Raw genomic sequence first — 18,446 nt, forward strand, 5'->3', positions numbered from 1 at the left:
GAGAACACCCCGTGCCCAGCAGGAAAGCGCTGATCCGCCGCCCAGGGCCGCGCCTCGCCGAAGGCCTGGTCACCCACGTCGAGCGGACCCCGGTCGACGCGGGCCTCGCCCTCCGGCAGTGGGAGGCGTACGCCGACGCGCTGCGGGCGCACGGTTGGGAGACGGTCGAGGTGGAACCGGCCGATGACTGCCCGGACTCGGTCTTCGTCGAGGACACGGTCGTCGTCTTCCGCAACGTGGCGCTGATCGCCCGCCCCGGCGCCGAGTCCCGGCGGGCGGAGACGGCCGCCGTGGAGGAGACCGTGGCGCGGCTCGGCGCCTCCGTCAACTGGGTGTGGGAGCCGGGCACGCTGGACGGCGGCGACATCCTGAAGGTCGACGACACCATCTACGTGGGCCGGGGCGGGCGCACGAACGCGGCCGGTGTGCGCCAGCTCCGAGCGGTCTTCGAACCGCTGGGGGCACGGGTCGTGGCCGTCCCCGTCAGCAAGGTCCTGCATCTGAAGTCGGCGGTCACGGCGCTTCCGGACGGCACGGTCATCGGCCACCCGCCCCTGGTGGACTCCCCCTCTCTCTTCCCGCGCTTCCTGCCCGTGCCCGAGGAATCCGGGGCTCATGTGGTGCTTCTCGGTGGCGCGAAACTGCTGCTCGCCGCGAGCGCGCCGAAGAGCGCGGAACTGCTCGCGGACCTCGGTTTCGAACCCGTCGTGGTGGATATCAGCGAGTTCGAGAAGCGTGAGGGCTGTGTGACATGCCTCTCAGTCCGGCTGCGGGAGCTGTACGTCTGACCAGTCCTGGGGCGGGTGGGACGCGAGAGGCTCCTGGGCCCCTCCGTCTCAGCCACTTTACGGAGGGCTTAACCTACGGCAACGTAACCTACGAGACCGTAGGTAGGTAGCACCACTCATACCACCGCGTAACCCCTACGCACGTAATCCGTAAAAACTCCCGTCCCCCCTGGAGCCCCCGTGACGATCACCTCTCCTCATCTCGGCAGCACGGACGACTGGACCGATGCCCGGTTGCTGTTCGCCCTGGAAGAAGTGGTCGAGAAGGAGCTCAACCGCCACCTGAAGGTGGCGAAGGACTGGATGCCCCACGAGTACGTCCCGTTCTCGGACGCCCGGAACTTCCCCGGCTACTTCGAGGACGGCGAGGCCTGGGAGCCCGAGCAGTCCAAGGTGACGGACATCGGCAAGATCGCCCTCGTCGTCAACCTGCTGACCGAGGACAACCTCCCCAGCTACCACCACGAGATCGCATCCCTCTTCGGCCGCGACGGCGCCTGGGGCACCTGGGTGCACCGCTGGACCGCCGAGGAGGGCCGCCACGGCATCGTGATGCGCGACTACCTCCTGGCCTCGCGCGCCGTGGACCCCGACAAGCTCGAGCAGTTCCGCATGGCGCACATGGCCGAGGGCTTCGAGTCCGACAACCGCCACTCGATGCTCCACTCCGTGGCGTACGTGGCCTTCCAGGAGCTCGCGACCCGCGTCTCGCACCGCAACACCGGCCACCAGTCGGGCGACCCGGTCTGCGACCGCATGCTGGCGCGCATCGCCACCGACGAGAACCTGCACATGGTCTTCTACCGCAACCTCCTGGGCGCGGCCTTCGAGCTCGCCCCCGACCTGACCATGCAGTCCGTGCGCGACGTCGTGGTCAACTTCCGGATGCCCGGCCACGGCATGCCCGGCTTCGAGCGCGCCGCCGCGCAGATGGCCATCGGCGAGATCTACAACATGCGCATCCATCACGACGACGTGATCCAGCCCGTCCTTCGCTACCTGAAGGTCATGGACATCGACGGGCTCGGCCCCGAGGGTCTCAAGGCACAGGAAGAGCTCGGCCTCTACATGAACGGCCTGGACACCGAGGCCTCCAAGTTCGACGAGAAGCTCGCCGCCCGCAAGGCGCGGATGGCGGCCCGGGGCAAGTAGGACACCCATCCCCGCGGGGTGCCGCCCCCACGGTCACTCCCCCGTCGTGCACACCGACAGCGCGGCGTCCCGGACATCCGGGACGCCGTGGCCCCGCAGGGACCCCAGCAGATCCCGCCAGGCCTCCGGCCAGCCTTCCCGCTCCCCGCAGGACTCCACCGCCGCCACGGCGAAGAGGCCGGACGCCTGACCGCCGTCCTCGGCAAGGCGGCGGGCCACGGGCAGCAGCGATGCCGGCTCCCCCTCCGCGTCGGCCAGGCGCGCGCCCAGCGTCGACGCCGTCCGTACGGCCAGCGCGGGCCGCCCCTCGTGCAGCCGGGCCAGCCGCGACAACGCGGCGACCACCTCGGCGGGCTCGCCGTCCAGCGCCACCGCACCGGCGAGCACCTCGGCGGCCTGCGGCACGAAATCCCCGTACCCGGCAAGAAGCCCGGCCGCCCGCAGGGCAACGGTCCGGTACACCTCGCCCTCGTCGGCCAGCGTCTGGGCCACGTACTCGATCCGCCGCCGTGCGGGCAGATCCCGGTCCGGCTCGCGTACGTCGGAACCCGCCAGCGCGGCCAAGGCGCCGCACAGTGCCTCGCCGCCGCGGGGCGCGGTCGCCGCCGCCGTCACGAGCCCCCGCGCGGCCACCTGCCACGTGGCCCGCCGGTCGAGGTCCGCGACCGCGTGCGCGAGGACCGATGCCGCCTCCGGCGACCACGGGGCCCACCGCGCCAGGGCGGCGAGCGCCTGGCCCGCGGCCTCGTCGTCATCGGCCCCGACCGCCTCGCGCACCAGGCGCGCGTACCGCTCCCGGTGCTCCGGCGCCAGGTCGAGCGGCCGGACCCGAAGCACCGCCGTGCGCAGCACCGCCTCACCCCCGGCCGCGTCCGCCAGCAGCGCCCAGACCCGCTCCTCGCCGAGCAGCCCGCCCGCGAAGGCGACACAGGCCGCGCGTACGTCGCGGTGGGCGTCCGGCGTCTCGTAGGCGTCGGCGAGCAGCGCCGCCGCCTGCGGCGCGGGCAGCCGTACGGCGGCCAGACGCGCGGCCTCCTTGCGGCTGGTGACCTTCTTGCCGGGCCCGCACAGGACGTCGCGCAGCAACGCCGCGAGCCGGGAGGGCGGTACATGCCGTGACGCCCGCGTCGCCGCGTACACCGCGACCCGCGCCCGCTCGCCACCCGCGTGCGCCAGCAGGTCGGGCAGCGTGTCCCCGGGCCACGAGGTGTGGGCGAGGGCGCCGATGGCCGCCTCGGCGAGCACGGTGTCGGACGACCGGGCCCAGCGGCGTACGAGCTCCTCGCCCGCGCCGGGGATGCACGCGCCACGCGCGATCGCCTCGGCCCGGTCCCACTTCGGGAGCCCCGCGTCACCGGCCGCCTGCTCCAACTGCCGTGCCAGCGCCTGTTGTTGACGCGGCAGCCAGCGGCCGATCCGGCGGGCGCCGGCCGGCAGGGTCCAGGCGGCCCCCTTGGTCAGGAACCGTCCGTAGGGCGGTGTCGCGGAAAGGAGGGGGTCGAGCAGGTCCGTGCGGCGTGAGCACACCACGGTGTGGACCGGGGTGAGCACACCGGTGGACTGCTCGTGCGCCAGGACGCGGGCGACGCGTTCATCACGGGTCGCGGGTGGCTGCAACCACAGGTCGACCGCTCGCGACACCGTCGCGTTGCTGCCGAACCGGATGGCCTGCCACAGGAGTTCCTGCAGCTCCCTCATTCCGGCGGCCCGCCGGCCGACCGCGCGGGCCAGCGCGAAGGTGAGGCTGTAGTCGGCCTTCTCCGCGCCCGCCTCGATCCAGGGACGCAGCGCCTCGAACACCTCATGTTCCTGGCCGCGGCGCAGCGTGCGGTCCAGGCGTCCGAGGTCCGCGCCACCGGTGTTGCCGGAGATGCGGACGAGCGTGCGCAGCGCCCAGTTCACCAACTCCCGCTGCCCGCCCGCCGCGTGCTCCCGCAGGACGGCGACGGCCAGGCGGCTGAGGCTGCCGCGGGTGGCGTGGGAGGAGTCGCGGGCCGCGACGGCGTCGGCGCAGATCCGGTCGAGGAACGGTTCCGCGTCGGCCCCGAAGAGGGCGGGGCGGGTCTCGGCGAGCGCGGTCAGGGCGGCGGACCGCACGGGGTCCTGCTCGTTGGCCAGCCGGGTCATCTCTTCGAGTACGGCGGTGACTTGAGCCTGCTCGCCGGAGCGGGCGGCATTGCGGACGAGCAGCGGCCAGGCTTGCGCACGGTCGTCGGCCGCGGGCCGCCGGGTCGCCGCCACGAGCCGGTCGCGCACCTCGGCGCAGGGCAGGAAGGACTCGGCGAGCAGGACGGCACTCCAGTGGCCGCCGCTCTCCTTGACCCGCTCGGCCGCGCGCCGGGCCTCGTCGGCGGCGGCGCCGCGGGGCAGCGCGCCGAGGATGACCCCGTCGACGGTGACGGCTCCCGCGCCGCGCCCCTCGACGGCGCGCGCGTGAACGGCGGCCCGCTCGGCGGGCGGGTGGGCGAGCATCAGCCGGGCGAGGTCGGCGGAGTCGTCGGCGACGGTGCGGGCGTACGCGCGCAGTTCGGGCGCGCCGGAGCGTGCGAGCTTGCGCAGCACGGGGGCCGTGAGCTCGCCGCTGCGTCGAAGCGGCCACCCCCAGGGCCCGCACAGGATCGCCAGGACACGCCCCGGCGCGGCATCGGCAAGCACCCCAAGACGCGAGCGCAGACGCAGCGGGAACACGCTGGGCGCGAACCGTTCGAGGAGGTCGAGCACCCGGGTCGGCTCCGCCTCCGTGACGGCCGCGACCCCCGCCGCGTACCGCTGCCACCAGGCGTCCCGCAGCGCGACGGGCAGCGCGTCGAGTTCACGTCCGGCGACGTCGAGCAGGGCTCCCGCGTGCCGTCGCGCCAGTGGGCGCCAGCCCCGTACGGCGTGGAAGAGGCCGGGCAGCAGCCGCTCGACCACGGGGCCCGAGCAACCGGGGAGCAGTCTGGCCGCCTCGGCGTCGCCCCACTGCCGGCGCAGCGGGTCGATGACGCGATCGGCGAGCGCGGTGCGGCGCCCGGCGACGATCGCCCGCAGCAACTGCCGCCGCACCACCTCGGGCGCGTCGTCGAGCGCTGCCTCGAAGACGGCGTCCGGCACCCCCTGGCTCTGCGCGACCCGCAGCGCGTGCCCCCGCACGAAGGGGTCGGGGTCGGCGATCCGCGCCGCGATCCACTCGGCGTCCCCACCGGCACAGGCCAGCAGGACGGCCACCCCGCGCTCGTACGGGCCGCCGCGTTCGAGCTCCTCGATGACGGACCGCAGCGCCCCGCGCCCCGCGAGGTCCCGGGCGCTCTCGGCGATCTCCCGCAGCCGCCGCGGATGGGGCAGGGGGTCGAGGTCGGAGAGCAGATATCGGGCGGCGGTCGTCTCGTGCGGTGCCATGCGCGGATTCTGCCTGGTGGGACCGGCCCGGGGACAGCGAATTGCGAAGGGGGCGGGACGGCTGGAATCGAACCAGCGTGTTCCGGTTTTGGAGACCGGCGCGACAGCCCCTGCGCTACGCCCCGCCTTGCGGTGAATCGTATCCCCGGGGCGGGCCGCAGGCTTGCGGATTCGGTGTTGTGGGGAAGGTTTCGCCTCGCGAGCTCAACGGTGAACGCTGCGTACCGCCGCCACATCCCGTGGCGTCGTCGGCGCCGGGATGTGGGCGCTGAGGCCGACGAGGCGGCGTTTGATGCTCGCCGCGATGCCCTGGCCGAGGACGAAGCGGGTGGGTGTGCGCGCGTGGACGGCGGTGTCGAGCAGGCGGTGTGCCTCGCGACTGCGCAGGCCGGTGTGGGTGAGCACCAGGTGCGCCAGGCGGTGTTCGACCGCGGCGAGGCTTTCCGCGATGGCTGCGGCCGCCGTGTCGTCGACGTGGTTGTCCGCCGCCCCGAGCGTCCCCGCGGCACGCACTCTGCCGAGGTCGAGCAGCCGTACCCCTGCGGTCACGGAGGCCGCGACGAGCCGGGCGGCGGCTCGCGGCCCGATGCCGTTGCTGGCGAGGGCCAGACGGTCGAGCCCACCCGGCTCGGCGCGCTCCAGCGCCTCCGCGAGCAGCAGCGCTCCCTCGTCGCCCAACCCCGCAGCCGACACGTACAGTTCACGCACTCCGCCCCGCGCGATCAGCTCGGCCAGCGGGGCCGCGCCCGACGGTCCGAGCGGGTTGCCGCCCAGGAAGACGCGCTCGACGCGACGCCCGGCATCGGCTCCCGCGAGCAGGGCGTCGGCGAGAGCCGCCGTCCCGGCCGCGTCCAGGCCGGTCTGGACGAGGTCGAGGGTGCGCAACGTCCGTACGGATTCGATCAGTTCGGTGGCGGCGGCTCCCGCCCCCGGGCCCAGCGGGTTGCGCTTGAGCCAGAGACCGGTCACGACCTGCGGCGAGGCGCGCAACTGGTCCGCGATGCGGCAGGCGCCGCCGGCGGTGATGCCGTTGCAGCCCAGGTAGAGCGTCTCGACGCCGGTGGGGCCCGTCTCACCGGTCGCGACCGCCGCCGCGACGGCCGCTCCCTCGTCGCCCAGGCCGTCCGTGCCGAGCAGCAAGTGCCGCACGGCGGGCTGCTGTTCGGCGCGATCGGCCCGTAGCACCTCGGCGACCAGCGCGGCACCGCGCGCTCCGATCGCCTGCTTGCACAGGTCGAGCCGCCCGTCCGGAAGCACCGTCCCGGCCGAGAAGTCGAGACGCTCGCTCGCCGCCTGCCCGCCTCGCAACCAGGCGAGGAGCGGGGCCAGTTCGGCGACGGGGCGCGGCTCGACGCGGGGCACGCCCGCGAACCGTGGCGCCTCAAGGGGGTCGTTCACCACTCCGCCTCCCGGTAGTCCTTGAGGAAGACCCCCGAGACCGGCGCGCCCGCCTCGCCGCGCACGATCGGGTCGTAGATCCGGGCCGCGCCGTCCACCACGTCGAGAGGCGTGCGGAAGCCCGCGCCGGCGATGCGGTCCTTCTTCGGTGCGGGGTTCTCGTCGGTGATCCAGCCGGTGTCGACGGCGCACATGTGCACGCCCTGCCCGGCGAGTTCGGCGGCGCTCGTGCGCGTGAGCATGTTCAGGGCGGCCTTGGCCATGTTCGTGTGCGGATGCCCGGCCGTTTTGTTGCGCACCGCGAAACGCCCCTCGACCGCGGTGACGTTGACGATGTACGTGCGGGGGCGGGGCGATGCGAGAAGCAGCGGCAGCAACCGGTCGCAGAGCAGTGCCGGGGCGAGCGCGTTGACCAGCTGGGTCTCCAGGACCTCGGCGGGGTCGAGGCCGCCGAGCCGGGCCGACCAGGAGTTCTCCGGCGAGGGATCACGCAGCAGGCCCGCCTCGTCGGCCGCGTACAGGGCGGTGGATGCGGGCTGGGGGCTCATCTCACCCAGGGCGTCGGACTCGCGCAGGACCAGAGCGAGCGCGCCCCGCGTCGCGGCGGAGTCCTCCAGCGCCGCCATCGGGCGGAACCCGGGGGCGCCACGGGCCCCGGCGGGCAGCCGCGCCGACTCCCCCGCCGTGAGCGCCGCGTACGACTCGGGCGGCCTTCGCACCGTCTGTGCCGCGTTGTTGACCAGGATGTCCAGCGGTTCGCCCTCCTTACGCAACTCCTCGCACAGTCCCAGGACTTGGCGCGGGTCACGCAGGTCGACGGCGAGCACGGTGAGGCGGTCGAGCCACTTCTCGCTGCCCGGCACGGCACGGAAACGCCGCTGCGTGTCGTGCGGGAAGCGGCTGGTGACCAGGAGTTCCGCGCCGTCGCGCAGCATCATCAGGGCAAGCTGGAAGCCGATCTTCACGCGGCCCCCGGTGAGCAGCGCACGGCGCCCGCTCAGATCGGTGGCGAGCCCGCGCCGGGCTCGGTTGTCGGCGGCGCAGTCGGGGCAGAGCCGGTGGTAGAAGGAGTCGACCTGTCGATACGACGCCTTGCAGACATAGCAGGGCCGGGGCCGCCGGAAAACTCCCGCGACTGCCGCGGCACCCGCAGCACCCGCAGCACCCACAGCACCTGGGGCTTCCGCGAAACCCGCGACACCCGCGGCCCCCGCGGTCCCATCGGCGACCAGCGGCGCGTCCTCACGGCGGTCGTCGGCCCCGGTGGCGGTGGCGGCCATCACGGCCGCGTCGGCGGCGGAGAGTTCGGCGCCGCGCGCCTTGCGCCTGCGCAGCCGTCCGTCGCGGGCGAAGGACGCGGCGACCTGCTCGGCGCGCAGCCGCGCGGGGTCGTCGACCGGCAGCGCGCGGAGCCTGCCGACCAGGTCGTGGAAGACCGCGAGGTCGGCCTCGCCGATCGCCTCGCCGGTCCCGCCGCTCTCACTCATGCCGTCCCGCCCCGCCCGTGCCGTCCGCTCGTGGTCCCGACCGGATTCGAACCGGCGTATCCGCCTTGGCAAAGCGGCGAGTCTGCCTCTGCTCTACAGGACCCCGCACACGCGGACCAGGAGTCTTCGGTCCGCCCGCGCTCCCGGATCGTAACCGCACAAGACCCCCGTGCCGAACCGATTTACGACCGCCCGCCCTGGTGCAACGGTGGGCACGGGGGTGGAACCCATGGCGCAGACCCATGAATGGATGTTCTACGAGGTCATGTGGCGCGGCTGGGCGGGACGGGCTCAGGTGCCCTACCCCGTTCCGTGGTGGGCCCAGGCGGCCTTCCGGCACTGGAGCGACGACTTCGACTCGGGAACGTACGAATCCAAGGAGGCCGCCTTCGCCTCGAACGCCCTGTACCGCTACTGGCACATGGTGGGTGTCAAGGACCACCGGCAGGAGTCCCTGATCGGGCAGGCGGGCGAGATCGAACCGGTCTACGACAAGTACTGCCTGTCCTTCTTCCTCTACTCACCCTCGACCGGCGCCGTCCGCCTTCCGCAGCTGACGGACGCCGGAGCCGTCGGCCAGCGCATGGAGGCGCCCCATCTGCCGGTGGTCCTGACCACCTTCCGCACCGCCGACGGCACCGAGTTCGTGCAGCGCACCTTCGGGACGGCGATCGGCCCCCGGCAGCGGGACCTCGTCGTGACCCGGCTGACCGTGGGCAGCGCGACCGGGCAGCCGCGCGAGGGCTGGCTGTGCGCGGCCGTCATGCCCGCGGGGCCGAGCGGCTTCCAGCGGCACGACCGCAACGGCCGCCAGATCACCGACCGGCGCCTGACGTTCCTGCGCCATCTTCCCGACGAGGGGCGGGTGGAGACGAACTCGGGCTGGGGCCCGGTCTTCGACACGGCCCCCGAGCAGTTCGGCGTGTACGGCAACCCGGACTTCACGTACGACCCGGGCTCCTATCTGACCCGCAACCCGTTCCACGACCTCGTGACGGGCGGCAAGCTGAACGGCGCCCTCCAGGCGCAGGACCAGATCGCCGGGATGTGCAGCGCGGCGTTCGCCTGGCCCTACCGGATCACCGACGACGAGCTGTTCGAGCTCGACGTCCGGCTTCCCGTCGACCTCTACAGCGGGTCCGCCGATCTGGCGGAGATCAAGGCCACTCCCGCCACGGAGCTGGAGGAGGCCAACCGGGTGTTCTGGACGGACAAGCTGATCGCGCGGGGCGTGCAGCCGCAACTGCCGCAACCTGTGGCCCACTTGGCCGACCAGTTCCGCCAGTGCCGCTCGCAGCTCCTGATCCTCTCCGACCACGGCGAGATCCACCCGGGGCCGACGGTGTACGACTCCTTCTGGATTCGTGACTCCTCCGTCGAGGCCACCGCGTGCTCGCTGGTCGGTGACGCGTCGCTGGCCGAGCGCCAGTTGGGCACGCACTATCCGCTCAAGTTCAACCGCGGATCGGGTCGCATCGGGCCGTGCGCGGAGTACGGCTTCTACGGCGGGCCGCACGAGAAGGACGACCGCGAGTGGGACAGCAACGGCCAGGCGCTGTGGGCCATCGGCCGCTTCGACCGGACCCATGGCCGCGCCACCGCGTTCGGCGCCAAGCTCTACACGCCGTACGTCATCGACGGCGCCCGGTGGCTGCGGGACAACCGCGACCAGAACGGCCTGCTGCACAGCGGCTGGAGCGCCGAACATCTCGGCGAGCGCCACAAGCCGCACTACTGGGACGACTTGTGGGGCCTGGCGGGACTCTACGAGGCCGCGCGGCTCGCGGAGCGGCTCGGGTCGCCCGATGTACCCGAACTCTGGGGCGCTTTCGACGACTTGAAGCGGGCGACGGCCGACTCGATCCGCTGGGTTCTGGAGGAGCAGCGCAGGCAAGGCGCCTGGGAGACGTACATTCCGACCGGGCCCGCCGACGTCGGGCGGCTCGACTCGACGATGATCGGCACGGCGGCGTTCTTCCACCCGCTGCGGCTGCACATGGGCAGCAAGCTGGGCGAGGACATCGACCGGGCGGCCCGCTGGACGCTCGACACGATGTACGCGCACTTCGTGACCGGCGGGTACCGCCACGAAGCGGCCTGGAACACCTACGGCCCCTACCTCACGACCCAGTTGGCGCACGCCTACCTGCTGGCCGGTGACACCGAGCGGATGGACGCGCTGCTCGGCTGGATCGTCGGCGCGTCGCTGCCGAGGACCGAGGAGCGGGCGGTGGCGCTCGGCGCGTGGAACGAGCAGCACGCCTTCCCCATCGCCTCCGACTACGGCGAAGTCCCGGGTCGGCACTGGTACATGGGGGACATCCCGCACGGCTGGGCGGCGGCGGAGTATCTGCTCCTGATCCGCGACATCCTCTTCTTCGAGGCCGACGAGGACCGCGACCCGCACCTCTACATCGCGCCGGGCATACGTCCCCACTGGGTGCCGGACGGGGTCACGGTGGCCGTCGACGACGCCCCGAACCTGTTCGGCGCGCCGTTCGGCTACCGGCTCACCCATGACGCGGGCGCGCGGAAGGTGACCGTGGACATCACACGGGCGCCGAAGCGGGTGCGGTACGTCTATCCGTGCCGGTTCGGCCCGGTGCGGGCGGTCACGGCGGACGGCCGGGACCTGACGGTGACGGGGGACGACGTACACATTCCGGCGGGCACGAGGAGGTTCACGGTCACCTACGCCTGAGGTGACGCGCGGCCGCGTACGCGTGAGGCGGGCGCGGCCGGGCGCGCGCGTGGGTCAGGTGCGTCTGAGGCTGAGCCGCTCCTTCTCCGAGAGGCCGCCCCAGACGCCGAAGCGCTCGTCATGGGCCAGGGCGTACTCAAGACACGCGGGGCGCATCTCGCAGAGCTGGCAGATGTATTTGGCCTCGCGCACCGAGCTGCCCGGTTCGGGGAAGAAGAACTCGGATCCGGTCTGGGCGCACAGGGCCTGCTCCTGCCAGGCGAGTTCCGGCTCGGCTGTCATCTCGATCTGCATGCCGCCGATGCTGGCAGGGCGCGCGAAACAGGAGATCAACGAACGATCAACGTGGGCCCGGGTCCGTCACACCGCCACCGACAGTGCACGCATGCTGCCACCTTGTGAAAGAATCAAGATTCTGAGAGCGCTCTCAGTCACAACTCTTGACGACTGAATGGGCCGACGCGACAGTGGTGCACCACACGGCCACCACCCCCCACACGGCCGCATGACATCCCCCCACACATCCCGGGAGACCTTCCGTGATTTCGCGTCGAGTGTTCCTGTCCACTGCCGTCGGAGCCGCCGGAGCCCTCACTTATCCCGTCTGGGGAAGTGTCCTCAGCCCCGGCGCCAAGGCAGCCCCCGCGACCTGTGAACTCGCCCTGGAGAACAAGTCGTTGCCCGGCAAGGTGCACGCCTACGTCACCGGGCACGAGCAGGGCACCGACCGCTGGGTCCTGCTGAAGCCGGACGGGGGCGTCTACCGGCCCGACTCGCCCTCGGCCCCCGAGACTCCGCTGCCGGTCGACTGCGCGATTCCGCTGGGCGCCGCAGGCTCGGCGCCGAAGGTGCTGACGCTTCCTCAGATGTACGGCGCACGCGTCTACTTCGTACGGGACGACAAGCTGGACTTCTTCCTGAACCCGGGCCCTTCGCTGGTCGAGCCCGCCTTCGCCACCAAGGAGGACGCCAACTACGGGCGCACCTGGTCGTTCTGCGAGTTCACCTTCAACAGTTCGCAGTTGTACGCCAACATCAGCTACGTCGACCTCGTCACGGCCCTGCCCATCGGCCTGACCCTGGAGGGCGACGGTACGCACACGGTGGCCCCGCTGCCGGACGGCGCCGTCGACAAAATAGCCGCCGACCTCGTGGCCCAGGGCGAGAAGGACGGGCAGCCGTGGGGCGATCTGGTGATCCGCGGCGACGGCGACAAGGTGCTCCGGGTCATCTCGCCGCAGAACCTCATGGCCCCGTACTTCGACCGCCCGGACGAGATGCCGTTCCGGGACGTGTGGAACAGCTACATCGACGAGGCGTGGGAGAAGTACCGGAGCACCGACCTGAAGATCGACCTCCAGGGCGGCCGGGGCGTGTTCACGGGCCGCGTGAGCGGCGACACGCTGACGTTCAACGGCGGGCACACGTTCCCGAAGCCGACGTCGAAGGACATCTTCACCTGCAACCACGGGCCGTTCACCAACAACCCCGGGGACTCCGACGACAAGAAGGGCCTGCTCGCGCGGCTCGCGGCGGGCTTCAACCGCAGCATCATGCTGTCGCACGCGGAGCAGCCGAACGGGGCCGGCGCGGGGGACTACTACAAGGGTGACGTGACCAACCACTGGGCCCGAGTGGTGCACGCGAACTCGCCCATCGGTTACGCGTTCCCGTACGACGACGTCCGGCCGGACGGTGAGCCGGATGTGTCCGGGGCGGCGCACGACGGCAACCCGCGACGGTTCACGGTGAGCGTCGGCTCCTGACACCGGCTCCCGCACCGGCACACCCCCCACACGTGCACCGCCCCGTCGCGCACTGGTCGCGACGGGGCGGCGTGCCGTCCGGCAGGGATCGCCCGCCGGTCCGGAGACCTACTTGCAGTGGTTGCCGGCTGCCGGGTTCAGAAGACCGACGACGTTCAGCGAGTTGCCGCACGCGTTGACCGGGATGTCGACGGGAACCTGGATGACGTTGCCGCTGATGACGCCCGGCGAGTTCTTGGCCGTGCCCTCGGCGTACGCACCGGGGCCGGGGTCGGCGGTGGCGGCGGCCGAACCGGCACCGCCGATGACGGTGACCGCGGCGAAGGCCGCTGCTGCCAGGATCGCGCACTTGCGCATGGTGTTACCTCCGGATGAGGGGAAGTGCTGAACCGAGCCTCACCCGGCCACGGTGAGACAAAAACACGAGTGGACCGTGCGGGGGAACGAGGGCACCCGTTCGTGGGACGGGGGCCGGTCCTGGGCCTCGGAACGGCGGGGCGGCGGCTCCGTGGGCGCGGGCTGCCGGTGGCGTCGCGGTCGTGGCTCGCGGCCGAGCGGCACGGATGAGCAGGTCGGGTCGAGGCAGGGTAGGTACGGAAACCGGTGGGTGGTGCGCGTTCCGGTTCTACGCCGAGGCCCGGCGTACCAGTTTCGTCGGGAGGACCACGCTCTCCGGGGGGAGGTCGTCGCGTGACAGGAGCATTCGGGCCATGAGGCGGCCCATCTCCTCGATGTCCTGGCGTACCGTCGTCAGCGGCGGGTCCACCTGCTCGGCCACCGCCAGCATGTCGTCGAAGCCCACCACCGCGACGTCCTCCGGCACCCGCTTCCCCCGCTCCCGGAGCACCCGAAGCGCGCCCGACGCCATCAGGTCGTTGGCGGCGAAGACCGCGTCCACGTCGGGGACGCGGTCCAGGAGCTCGCGCATCGCCCGCTCGCCGCCCGCCGGGGTGAAGTCGCCGTGCGCGACGAACCTCTCCCCCGCCTCCGGAAGCACGTCACGGAAGCCGTCGAGGCGGTCCACGGCCGACGTCTGGTCGAGCGCGCCGCTGATGTGCGCGATCCGCGTGCGCCCCAGCGAGAGGAGGTGGCGGACCGCGTCCCTCGCCCCGCCGCGGTTGTCGCAGTCGACGTACGGAGTCGTCACCGTCCCGTCCGGCCACCCGGGCCGGCCGCCGAAGACCGTCGGCACCCCCGCGCCCTGGATGATGCCGGGCAGCGGATCGTCCAGGTGCAGGGAGAAGACGAGGGCGCCGTCCACATGGCCGCCGGCCAGGTAGCGGCCGACCCGCTCGTGATCGTCCCGCCCCTCCGTGAGCAGCAGCACCAGCTGGACGTCGCGGGACGTCAACTCCTTGCTAATGCCCCGCAGTTGAAGCGCGAAGAAGGGGTCGGCGAAGACCCGGGTCTCCGGCTCCGCGATCACCACGGCGACCGCGTCATGCCGACGGGTCACCAGACTGCGGGCGGCGCGGTTCGGGACGTAGCCGAGCTCGTCGACAGCCACCCTGACCTTTGCGGCCAGCACCTCACGTACACCCGTGTCGCCGTTGACGACACGGGACACCGTGGCCCGCGAGACCCCGGCTCGGGCGGCCACGGCCTCCAGGGTGGGGCGCGGGGCGGCGCTCGGCGGCTCGGTCACGTGGGGCTCCTCGGGGGCGGCTGGCTGGTGCGCCGGTCAGGATACGACCGGTGGGCGGGGCGGGGGGACATCCCCCTGACCCCCGCCTTTGTCACCCACCCTTTTCACCCGCCTTCTTTACCCGCCCTCTTCACCCGATCTTTTCACCCGCGCGCGTCCGCCCTGATCAGCTCGGCCGCCTTCTCCGCGAGCGCCACCGTGGGGGCGTGCGTGTGGCCGCGCGTGATCCGCGGCATGACGGAGGCGTCCACGACCCGCAGCGCCGACGTTCCCCGCACCCGCAGCGCCGGATCGGTGACGGAGGCGTCGTCGAGGCCCATCCGGCAGGTGCCCACCGGGTGGTAGAGGGTCTCGGAGGCCCCGCGGATCGTCCGGGCGAGCGTCGCGTCGTCGACCGTGCCCGGATGCGGCGCCAGCGGCCCCGATGTGTACGGGCCGAGGGCAGGCCCCGAGAGCAACTCCTCGGCGCGGCGCACCCCGGCGACGAGCGTACGGATGTCGGCCTCGGCCGTCAGATACCCGGGGTCGATGAGCGGCGCGGAGCCGACGCCCGGCCCCCTCGGCGTGATCCGCCCCTCGCTCTCCGGCTGGAGCAGCACCACGCCGATCGTGATGCCGTGTTCGGTGGGCGGGGTCAGGCCGTGGTGCACGAAGGGGACGGGTGCGTAGACCAACTCGATGTCGGGGGCGGCCAGTTCCGGCCGCGTCTTGATGAAGGCGACGGCCTCGCCGACGTTCGACGTGAGCGGGCCACGCCCGCCGAGCAGGAAGCGGCCGACATTGGCGAGGGAGTCCGCGCCGGTCAGCGTGACGGGCTCCGGGCAGCGCATGGTGACCGCGTAGGCGAGATGGTCCTGGAGGTTGCGGCCCACGCCACGGCACTCGATGCGCGGTTCGATGCCGGCCTTCGCGAGGTCGTCCGGGTCGCCGACGCCGGAGGCATGGAGGAGCTGCGGGGAGCCGATGGCGCCCGCGCAGAGGAGCACCTCGCGGCGGGCGATCAGCTTGCCGGGGACTCCGTCGGCGATGACCCCGGCCACGCGCGTCCCGTCGAACTCCAGCCTGCGGACCCGCGCTTCGGTCAGGACGTCCAGGTTGCGCCGTCGCCTGGCCGGTTTCAGATAGCCGTCGGCGGCGCTCCACCGGCGCCCGCGGCGCTGGTTGACCGGGGTGAGCGCGAAGCCGCTGTGGTCCGGCTCGTTCAGCTCCGTCAGCTCGCGCAGGCCCGCGTCGCGGCAGGCGTCGAGGAACGCGCGGGTGGTCGGGTTGAGGGCGCGCGGCGGCGAGATCCAGAGCGGCCCGTCACTGCCGTACACGCCGCCGGAGCCGCTCGCCCCGCCCGAGCCACCCACCTCGCCCGTCCACCGCTCCGCGCGCCGGAAGTACGGTTCAAACGCGTCGTACGACCACTCCGGCCCCGCCGCCTCCCCCCAGGCGTCGTAGTCGTCGCGGTGGCCGCGCACCCACATCATGGCGTTCATCGAGGACGAGCCGCCCAGCGTGTGGCCACGGGGCCAGTACAGCTCGCGGCCGTCGAGCGCGGACTGTTTCACCGTGCAGTAGTCCCAGTCGTAGGGCGACTTGAACAGCTTCGGGAAAGCCGCCGGGATGCGGATCTCGGGCTTACGGTCGCGTGGCCCCGACTCGACGAGCGCCACCCGCACCGCGGGGTCCTCGGAGAGCCGCGCGGCAAGGACGCATCCCGCGGAACCGGCACCGACGATGACGTAGTCGTACACGCTGTCCTTGCTCAACTCGACTCCCTTGAATGGCAGTTCACGGAGGGATGCGCACAGGGGACGTACGGGTGCTGCGCATGGATGACGCGTACAAGGAGTACACCCAACGTGGACCTGTGGGTAAAGGGATGGCGCCAGGATCGGCCTGTCCTACACGATCTCCACATGACGAACAGAAAGGGCGACGCCGAGCACGGCACGCGACCGGCCGCTCAGCCCATCCGGGCCACCTCCGGGCCCGGCGCCCAAGAGACACCGCTCACCCTGTACGCGCGGCTGCCCCGCCGCTTTCACGACCGCCACGTCGCGCACAGCACCGTCGACGCCTTCGGACAGGCCCACTGGCTGCTCACCGCGCGCGAGCCGGGTTCCGGACGTGGCGCGATGAAGCCGTACGACGCGGTGGTCGTCACCGTCGACACCGACGGCCGGGACCACGCCACGGAGCTCAGCGCCGTGCGGGCACGCTTTCCGCAGGTCGACGCGCTGCCCGACGGCGGTTTCGTCGTGGCGGACGCGCGCAGCCGCAGATCCGAGCAGCACGTGCAGATCTTCGACCCGCTCGGGAGGGAGTCCTGGGCCTTCCGCGTCGGGGACGGCATCGAGGACCTCATGGCAGATCGCGCCGGGCGGCTGTGGGTCGGCTACTTCGACGAAGGGGTCTTCGGGGACGACGAGCTCAGCCAACCGGGCCTGCGCTGCTGGAGTGCGCAGGGCGAGCCCCTGTGGGTGTACGAGGCGTCGAAGGGCACGAGCGAGATCTACGACTGCTACGCCCTCAACGTGACCGACGAAGCCGTCTGGGTCTGCGCCTACAGCGACTTCTCCCTCTTGGAGGTCCGCGAGGGCCGTGCGGTCCGGCAGCGCGCGAACGACGTGGCGGGGGCCAACGCGCTGGCCGTACGCAAGGGCCAGGTGACCTTCTTCGGCGGGTACGACGACGCGCATGACCGGCTCGTGCACGCCGAACTGCGGCACGAGGAGGTGCGGCCGTACGCCTCCGGACGGCTCGTCGGACCCGACGGAAACCGGCTCGGGCAGCGCAGGACCGTCAGCCGTGGCCCGCGGATCTACGTACAGGAGGAGCCGTTCACGACGTGGACCGTCCTCGACATCAGCACGCTCGCCGTGTGACGCGCCGTCGCCGGGCGAGTGCGACCTCTAGCCGTGATCGTGCCCTGACGCACCCGACTCGGCCTCGCCGGAATCACTGGAGCCGGCCGACTTGCCGGACTTCTTCGCGGCCGAAGCGTGGTGCGGCTCGTAGTCCGGGATGGTGCCGTCCGCCTTCTTCACCAAGAAGTACCCGGCCATCCCCATGTCGGAGTGGCTCTGCACATGGCAGTGGTACATCCAGGCGCCCGCGCCCACCCCCTCCCCCGCGATGACCTGGAAGCCGAAGGAGTCACCCGGCCCGGTGATCTTGTCATCGAGGACCTGGCTCGGGTCGTCGGGGCCGGTCAGGAGGCCCGTGCGGTTGTCCGCCCAGCGGTGACCGTGGACGTGGAACGTGTGGTAGTACTCGCCGTGCGTGATCGAGATGAACTCGATCCGATCACCCACGGTGGCCTCGAAGTTGGGGCTGTCGTGCCCGGCCTTGTTGTTGATCGTCATGTCGTTGAAGACGATCGTGAACGTCTTGTCCGGCAGCAGGTCGCCCTTGCGGCGCACGACCAGCGCGCCGTAGAGCCCCTTGCGCACGCCGCCCGTCCCGTGATCGGTGCCGACGACGTGGTCGTGGTAGTGCCAGTAACCCGCTGTCCCGGGCCGCCAGGTGCCGTCCTTGCGGCGGCCCGGGGCGTGGGTGCGCCAGGTGTACGTGCGCTTGCCGCCCGGCTCGACGTGGCTCTTGGTGTGTCTGGTGCCGTCGCTGGAGATCTCGTAGTCCATGCCGTGCACGTGCAGGCTGGCGTCGACGTCCATGAGGTTCTCGAACTCGATGTGCAGCGTGTCGCCCTCGTTCAGCTCGATGAGCGGGCCGGGGATGGACGCCTTGCCCTTCTCCAGGCCGTAGCCCATCTGCCCGTCCGGCAGCTTCTCGGCGTACATCTTGATGCGGCGCACCTCGCCGCCCGCGGGGGCGGTCTTGGGCCCCTCGGCCGTGCTCGCCTCGGGCGCGGTGGCCAGCGACAACGATGTCACCCCGGCCGTCGCAACCGCCCCACCCACGAGCATCCGCCGGTTGAAGCTGCGTCGGTCCATGCCGAACTCCCCACTGCGGTACGGAGACTGACGGGGCGAAGGTGGCCCCGGGACGGCCACACGGTATCGGGGGGATCTCCGTTTATCCACACGCAGGACAAAGTTCGCGGTATTCCGTCCGTACCTATTGGCGAGTGGCAAAAAGAGGTCTAGCTTCATCCGCGCCTGTTGCTGTGACCGACGAGGGGTG

13 protein-coding genes and 2 tRNA genes are annotated in these 18,446 nt (G+C 72.0%); 5 read left to right on the forward strand and 10 right to left on the reverse strand.

Features of this window, described 5'->3' with window-relative positions; all coding sequences use genetic code 11:
- Positions 1-11: 11 nt before the first annotated feature.
- Together ddaH and ACWFRU_RS19850 are read left to right on the forward strand one after the other, a co-directional pair.
- Positions 12-788, forward strand: coding sequence for a dimethylargininase (gene ddaH, locus ACWFRU_RS19845; RefSeq protein ID WP_453688651.1), 777 nt, complete (start codon positions 12-14; stop codon positions 786-788).
- A 180-nt stretch (positions 789-968) separates the two neighbouring features.
- Positions 969-1,940, forward strand: a complete 972-nt coding sequence (locus tag ACWFRU_RS19850; protein ID WP_367046664.1) for an acyl-ACP desaturase — start codon at positions 969-971, stop codon at positions 1,938-1,940.
- A 33-nt stretch (positions 1,941-1,973) separates the two neighbouring features.
- On the opposite strand, the gene ACWFRU_RS19855 is transcribed toward ACWFRU_RS19850, so the two are convergent.
- The 5 genes from ACWFRU_RS19855 to ACWFRU_RS19875 form a co-directional block, all read right to left on the reverse strand.
- Positions 1,974-5,318 (reverse strand): hypothetical protein, encoded by a 3,345-nt coding sequence (locus ACWFRU_RS19855; protein WP_453688653.1) that lies wholly within the window; start codon positions 5,316-5,318, stop codon positions 1,974-1,976.
- 52 nt (positions 5,319-5,370) lie between these two features.
- Positions 5,371-5,443, reverse strand: a tRNA-Trp gene (locus ACWFRU_RS19860).
- 79 nt (positions 5,444-5,522) lie between these two features.
- Positions 5,523-6,716: a ribonuclease inhibitor gene (locus tag ACWFRU_RS19865; protein WP_453688655.1), complete on the reverse strand. Its 1,194-nt coding sequence runs from the start codon at positions 6,714-6,716 to the stop codon at positions 5,523-5,525.
- A complete protein-coding gene (locus ACWFRU_RS19870; protein WP_453688657.1) occupies positions 6,713-8,203 on the reverse strand; it encodes an SDR family NAD(P)-dependent oxidoreductase in 1,491 nt (496 codons plus the stop codon). The genes ACWFRU_RS19865 and ACWFRU_RS19870 overlap by 4 nt, the downstream gene beginning before the upstream one ends.
- A gap of 31 nt (positions 8,204-8,234) precedes the next feature.
- Positions 8,235-8,306: transfer RNA gene (locus ACWFRU_RS19875), tRNA-Gly, on the reverse strand.
- A 126-nt stretch (positions 8,307-8,432) separates the two neighbouring features.
- Here ACWFRU_RS19875 and ACWFRU_RS19880 point away from each other — a divergent pair.
- A complete protein-coding gene (locus ACWFRU_RS19880) occupies positions 8,433-10,904 on the forward strand; it encodes a hypothetical protein (RefSeq protein WP_453688659.1) in 2,472 nt (823 codons plus the stop codon).
- A 54-nt stretch (positions 10,905-10,958) separates the two neighbouring features.
- On the opposite strand, the gene ACWFRU_RS19885 is transcribed toward ACWFRU_RS19880, so the two are convergent.
- The gene (locus tag ACWFRU_RS19885) at positions 10,959-11,198 is read right to left on the reverse strand and encodes a WhiB family transcriptional regulator (RefSeq protein ID WP_453688660.1); all 240 of its coding nucleotides are present in this window, start codon (positions 11,196-11,198) and stop codon (positions 10,959-10,961) included.
- 245 nt (positions 11,199-11,443) lie between these two features.
- Between ACWFRU_RS19885 and ACWFRU_RS19890 the strand changes: the two genes are divergently transcribed.
- Entirely contained in the window at positions 11,444-12,670 is a 1,227-nt protein-coding gene (locus ACWFRU_RS19890) for a glycoside hydrolase family 64 protein (RefSeq protein ID WP_453688662.1), read from the forward strand.
- Between the two features lie 108 nt (positions 12,671-12,778).
- On the opposite strand, the gene ACWFRU_RS19895 is transcribed toward ACWFRU_RS19890, so the two are convergent.
- From ACWFRU_RS19895 to ACWFRU_RS19905, 3 genes are all read right to left on the reverse strand, one after another.
- On the reverse strand, positions 12,779-13,027 hold the full coding sequence (locus tag ACWFRU_RS19895; protein WP_453688664.1) for a chaplin: 249 nt from the start codon (positions 13,025-13,027) through the stop codon (positions 12,779-12,781).
- 268 nt (positions 13,028-13,295) lie between these two features.
- A complete protein-coding gene (locus ACWFRU_RS19900) occupies positions 13,296-14,315 on the reverse strand; it encodes a LacI family DNA-binding transcriptional regulator (RefSeq protein WP_453688666.1) in 1,020 nt (339 codons plus the stop codon).
- Positions 14,316-14,458: 143 nt separating this feature from the next.
- Entirely contained in the window at positions 14,459-16,069 is a 1,611-nt protein-coding gene (locus ACWFRU_RS19905) for a GMC family oxidoreductase (RefSeq protein ID WP_453688668.1), read from the reverse strand.
- Positions 16,070-16,219: 150 nt separating this feature from the next.
- On the opposite strand from ACWFRU_RS19905, the gene ACWFRU_RS19910 reads away from it, so the two are divergent.
- Entirely contained in the window at positions 16,220-17,188 is a 969-nt protein-coding gene (locus tag ACWFRU_RS19910) for a hypothetical protein (protein WP_453688670.1), read from the forward strand.
- 27 nt (positions 17,189-17,215) lie between these two features.
- On the opposite strand, the gene ACWFRU_RS19915 is transcribed toward ACWFRU_RS19910, so the two are convergent.
- Positions 17,216-18,256: a multicopper oxidase domain-containing protein gene (locus tag ACWFRU_RS19915; protein ID WP_453688672.1), complete on the reverse strand. Its 1,041-nt coding sequence runs from the start codon at positions 18,254-18,256 to the stop codon at positions 17,216-17,218.
- Positions 18,257-18,446 lie beyond the last annotated feature (190 nt).

This window comes from Streptomyces sp. NPDC055099 (assembly GCF_053607685.1).

Bases quoted from the DNA above. Each gene is read 5' to 3' on its own strand.
- ACWFRU_RS19885 (WP_453688660.1), bottom strand. From the start codon at position 11,198: ATGCAGATCGAGATGACAGCCGAGCCGGAACTCGCCTGGCAGGAGCAG.
- ACWFRU_RS19895 (WP_453688664.1), bottom strand. From the start codon at position 13,027: ATGCGCAAGTGCGCGATCCTGGCAGCAGCGGCCTTCGCCGCGGTCACC.
- ACWFRU_RS19870 (WP_453688657.1), bottom strand. From the start codon at position 8,203: ATGAGTGAGAGCGGCGGGACCGGCGAGGCGATCGGCGAGGCCGACCTC.
- ACWFRU_RS19910 (WP_453688670.1), top strand. From the start codon at position 16,220: ATGACGAACAGAAAGGGCGACGCCGAGCACGGCACGCGACCGGCCGCT.
- ACWFRU_RS19880 (WP_453688659.1), top strand. From the start codon at position 8,433: ATGGCGCAGACCCATGAATGGATGTTCTACGAGGTCATGTGGCGCGGC.
- ACWFRU_RS19855 (WP_453688653.1), bottom strand. From the start codon at position 5,318: ATGGCACCGCACGAGACGACCGCCGCCCGATATCTGCTCTCCGACCTC.
- ACWFRU_RS19915 (WP_453688672.1), bottom strand. From the start codon at position 18,256: ATGGACCGACGCAGCTTCAACCGGCGGATGCTCGTGGGTGGGGCGGTT.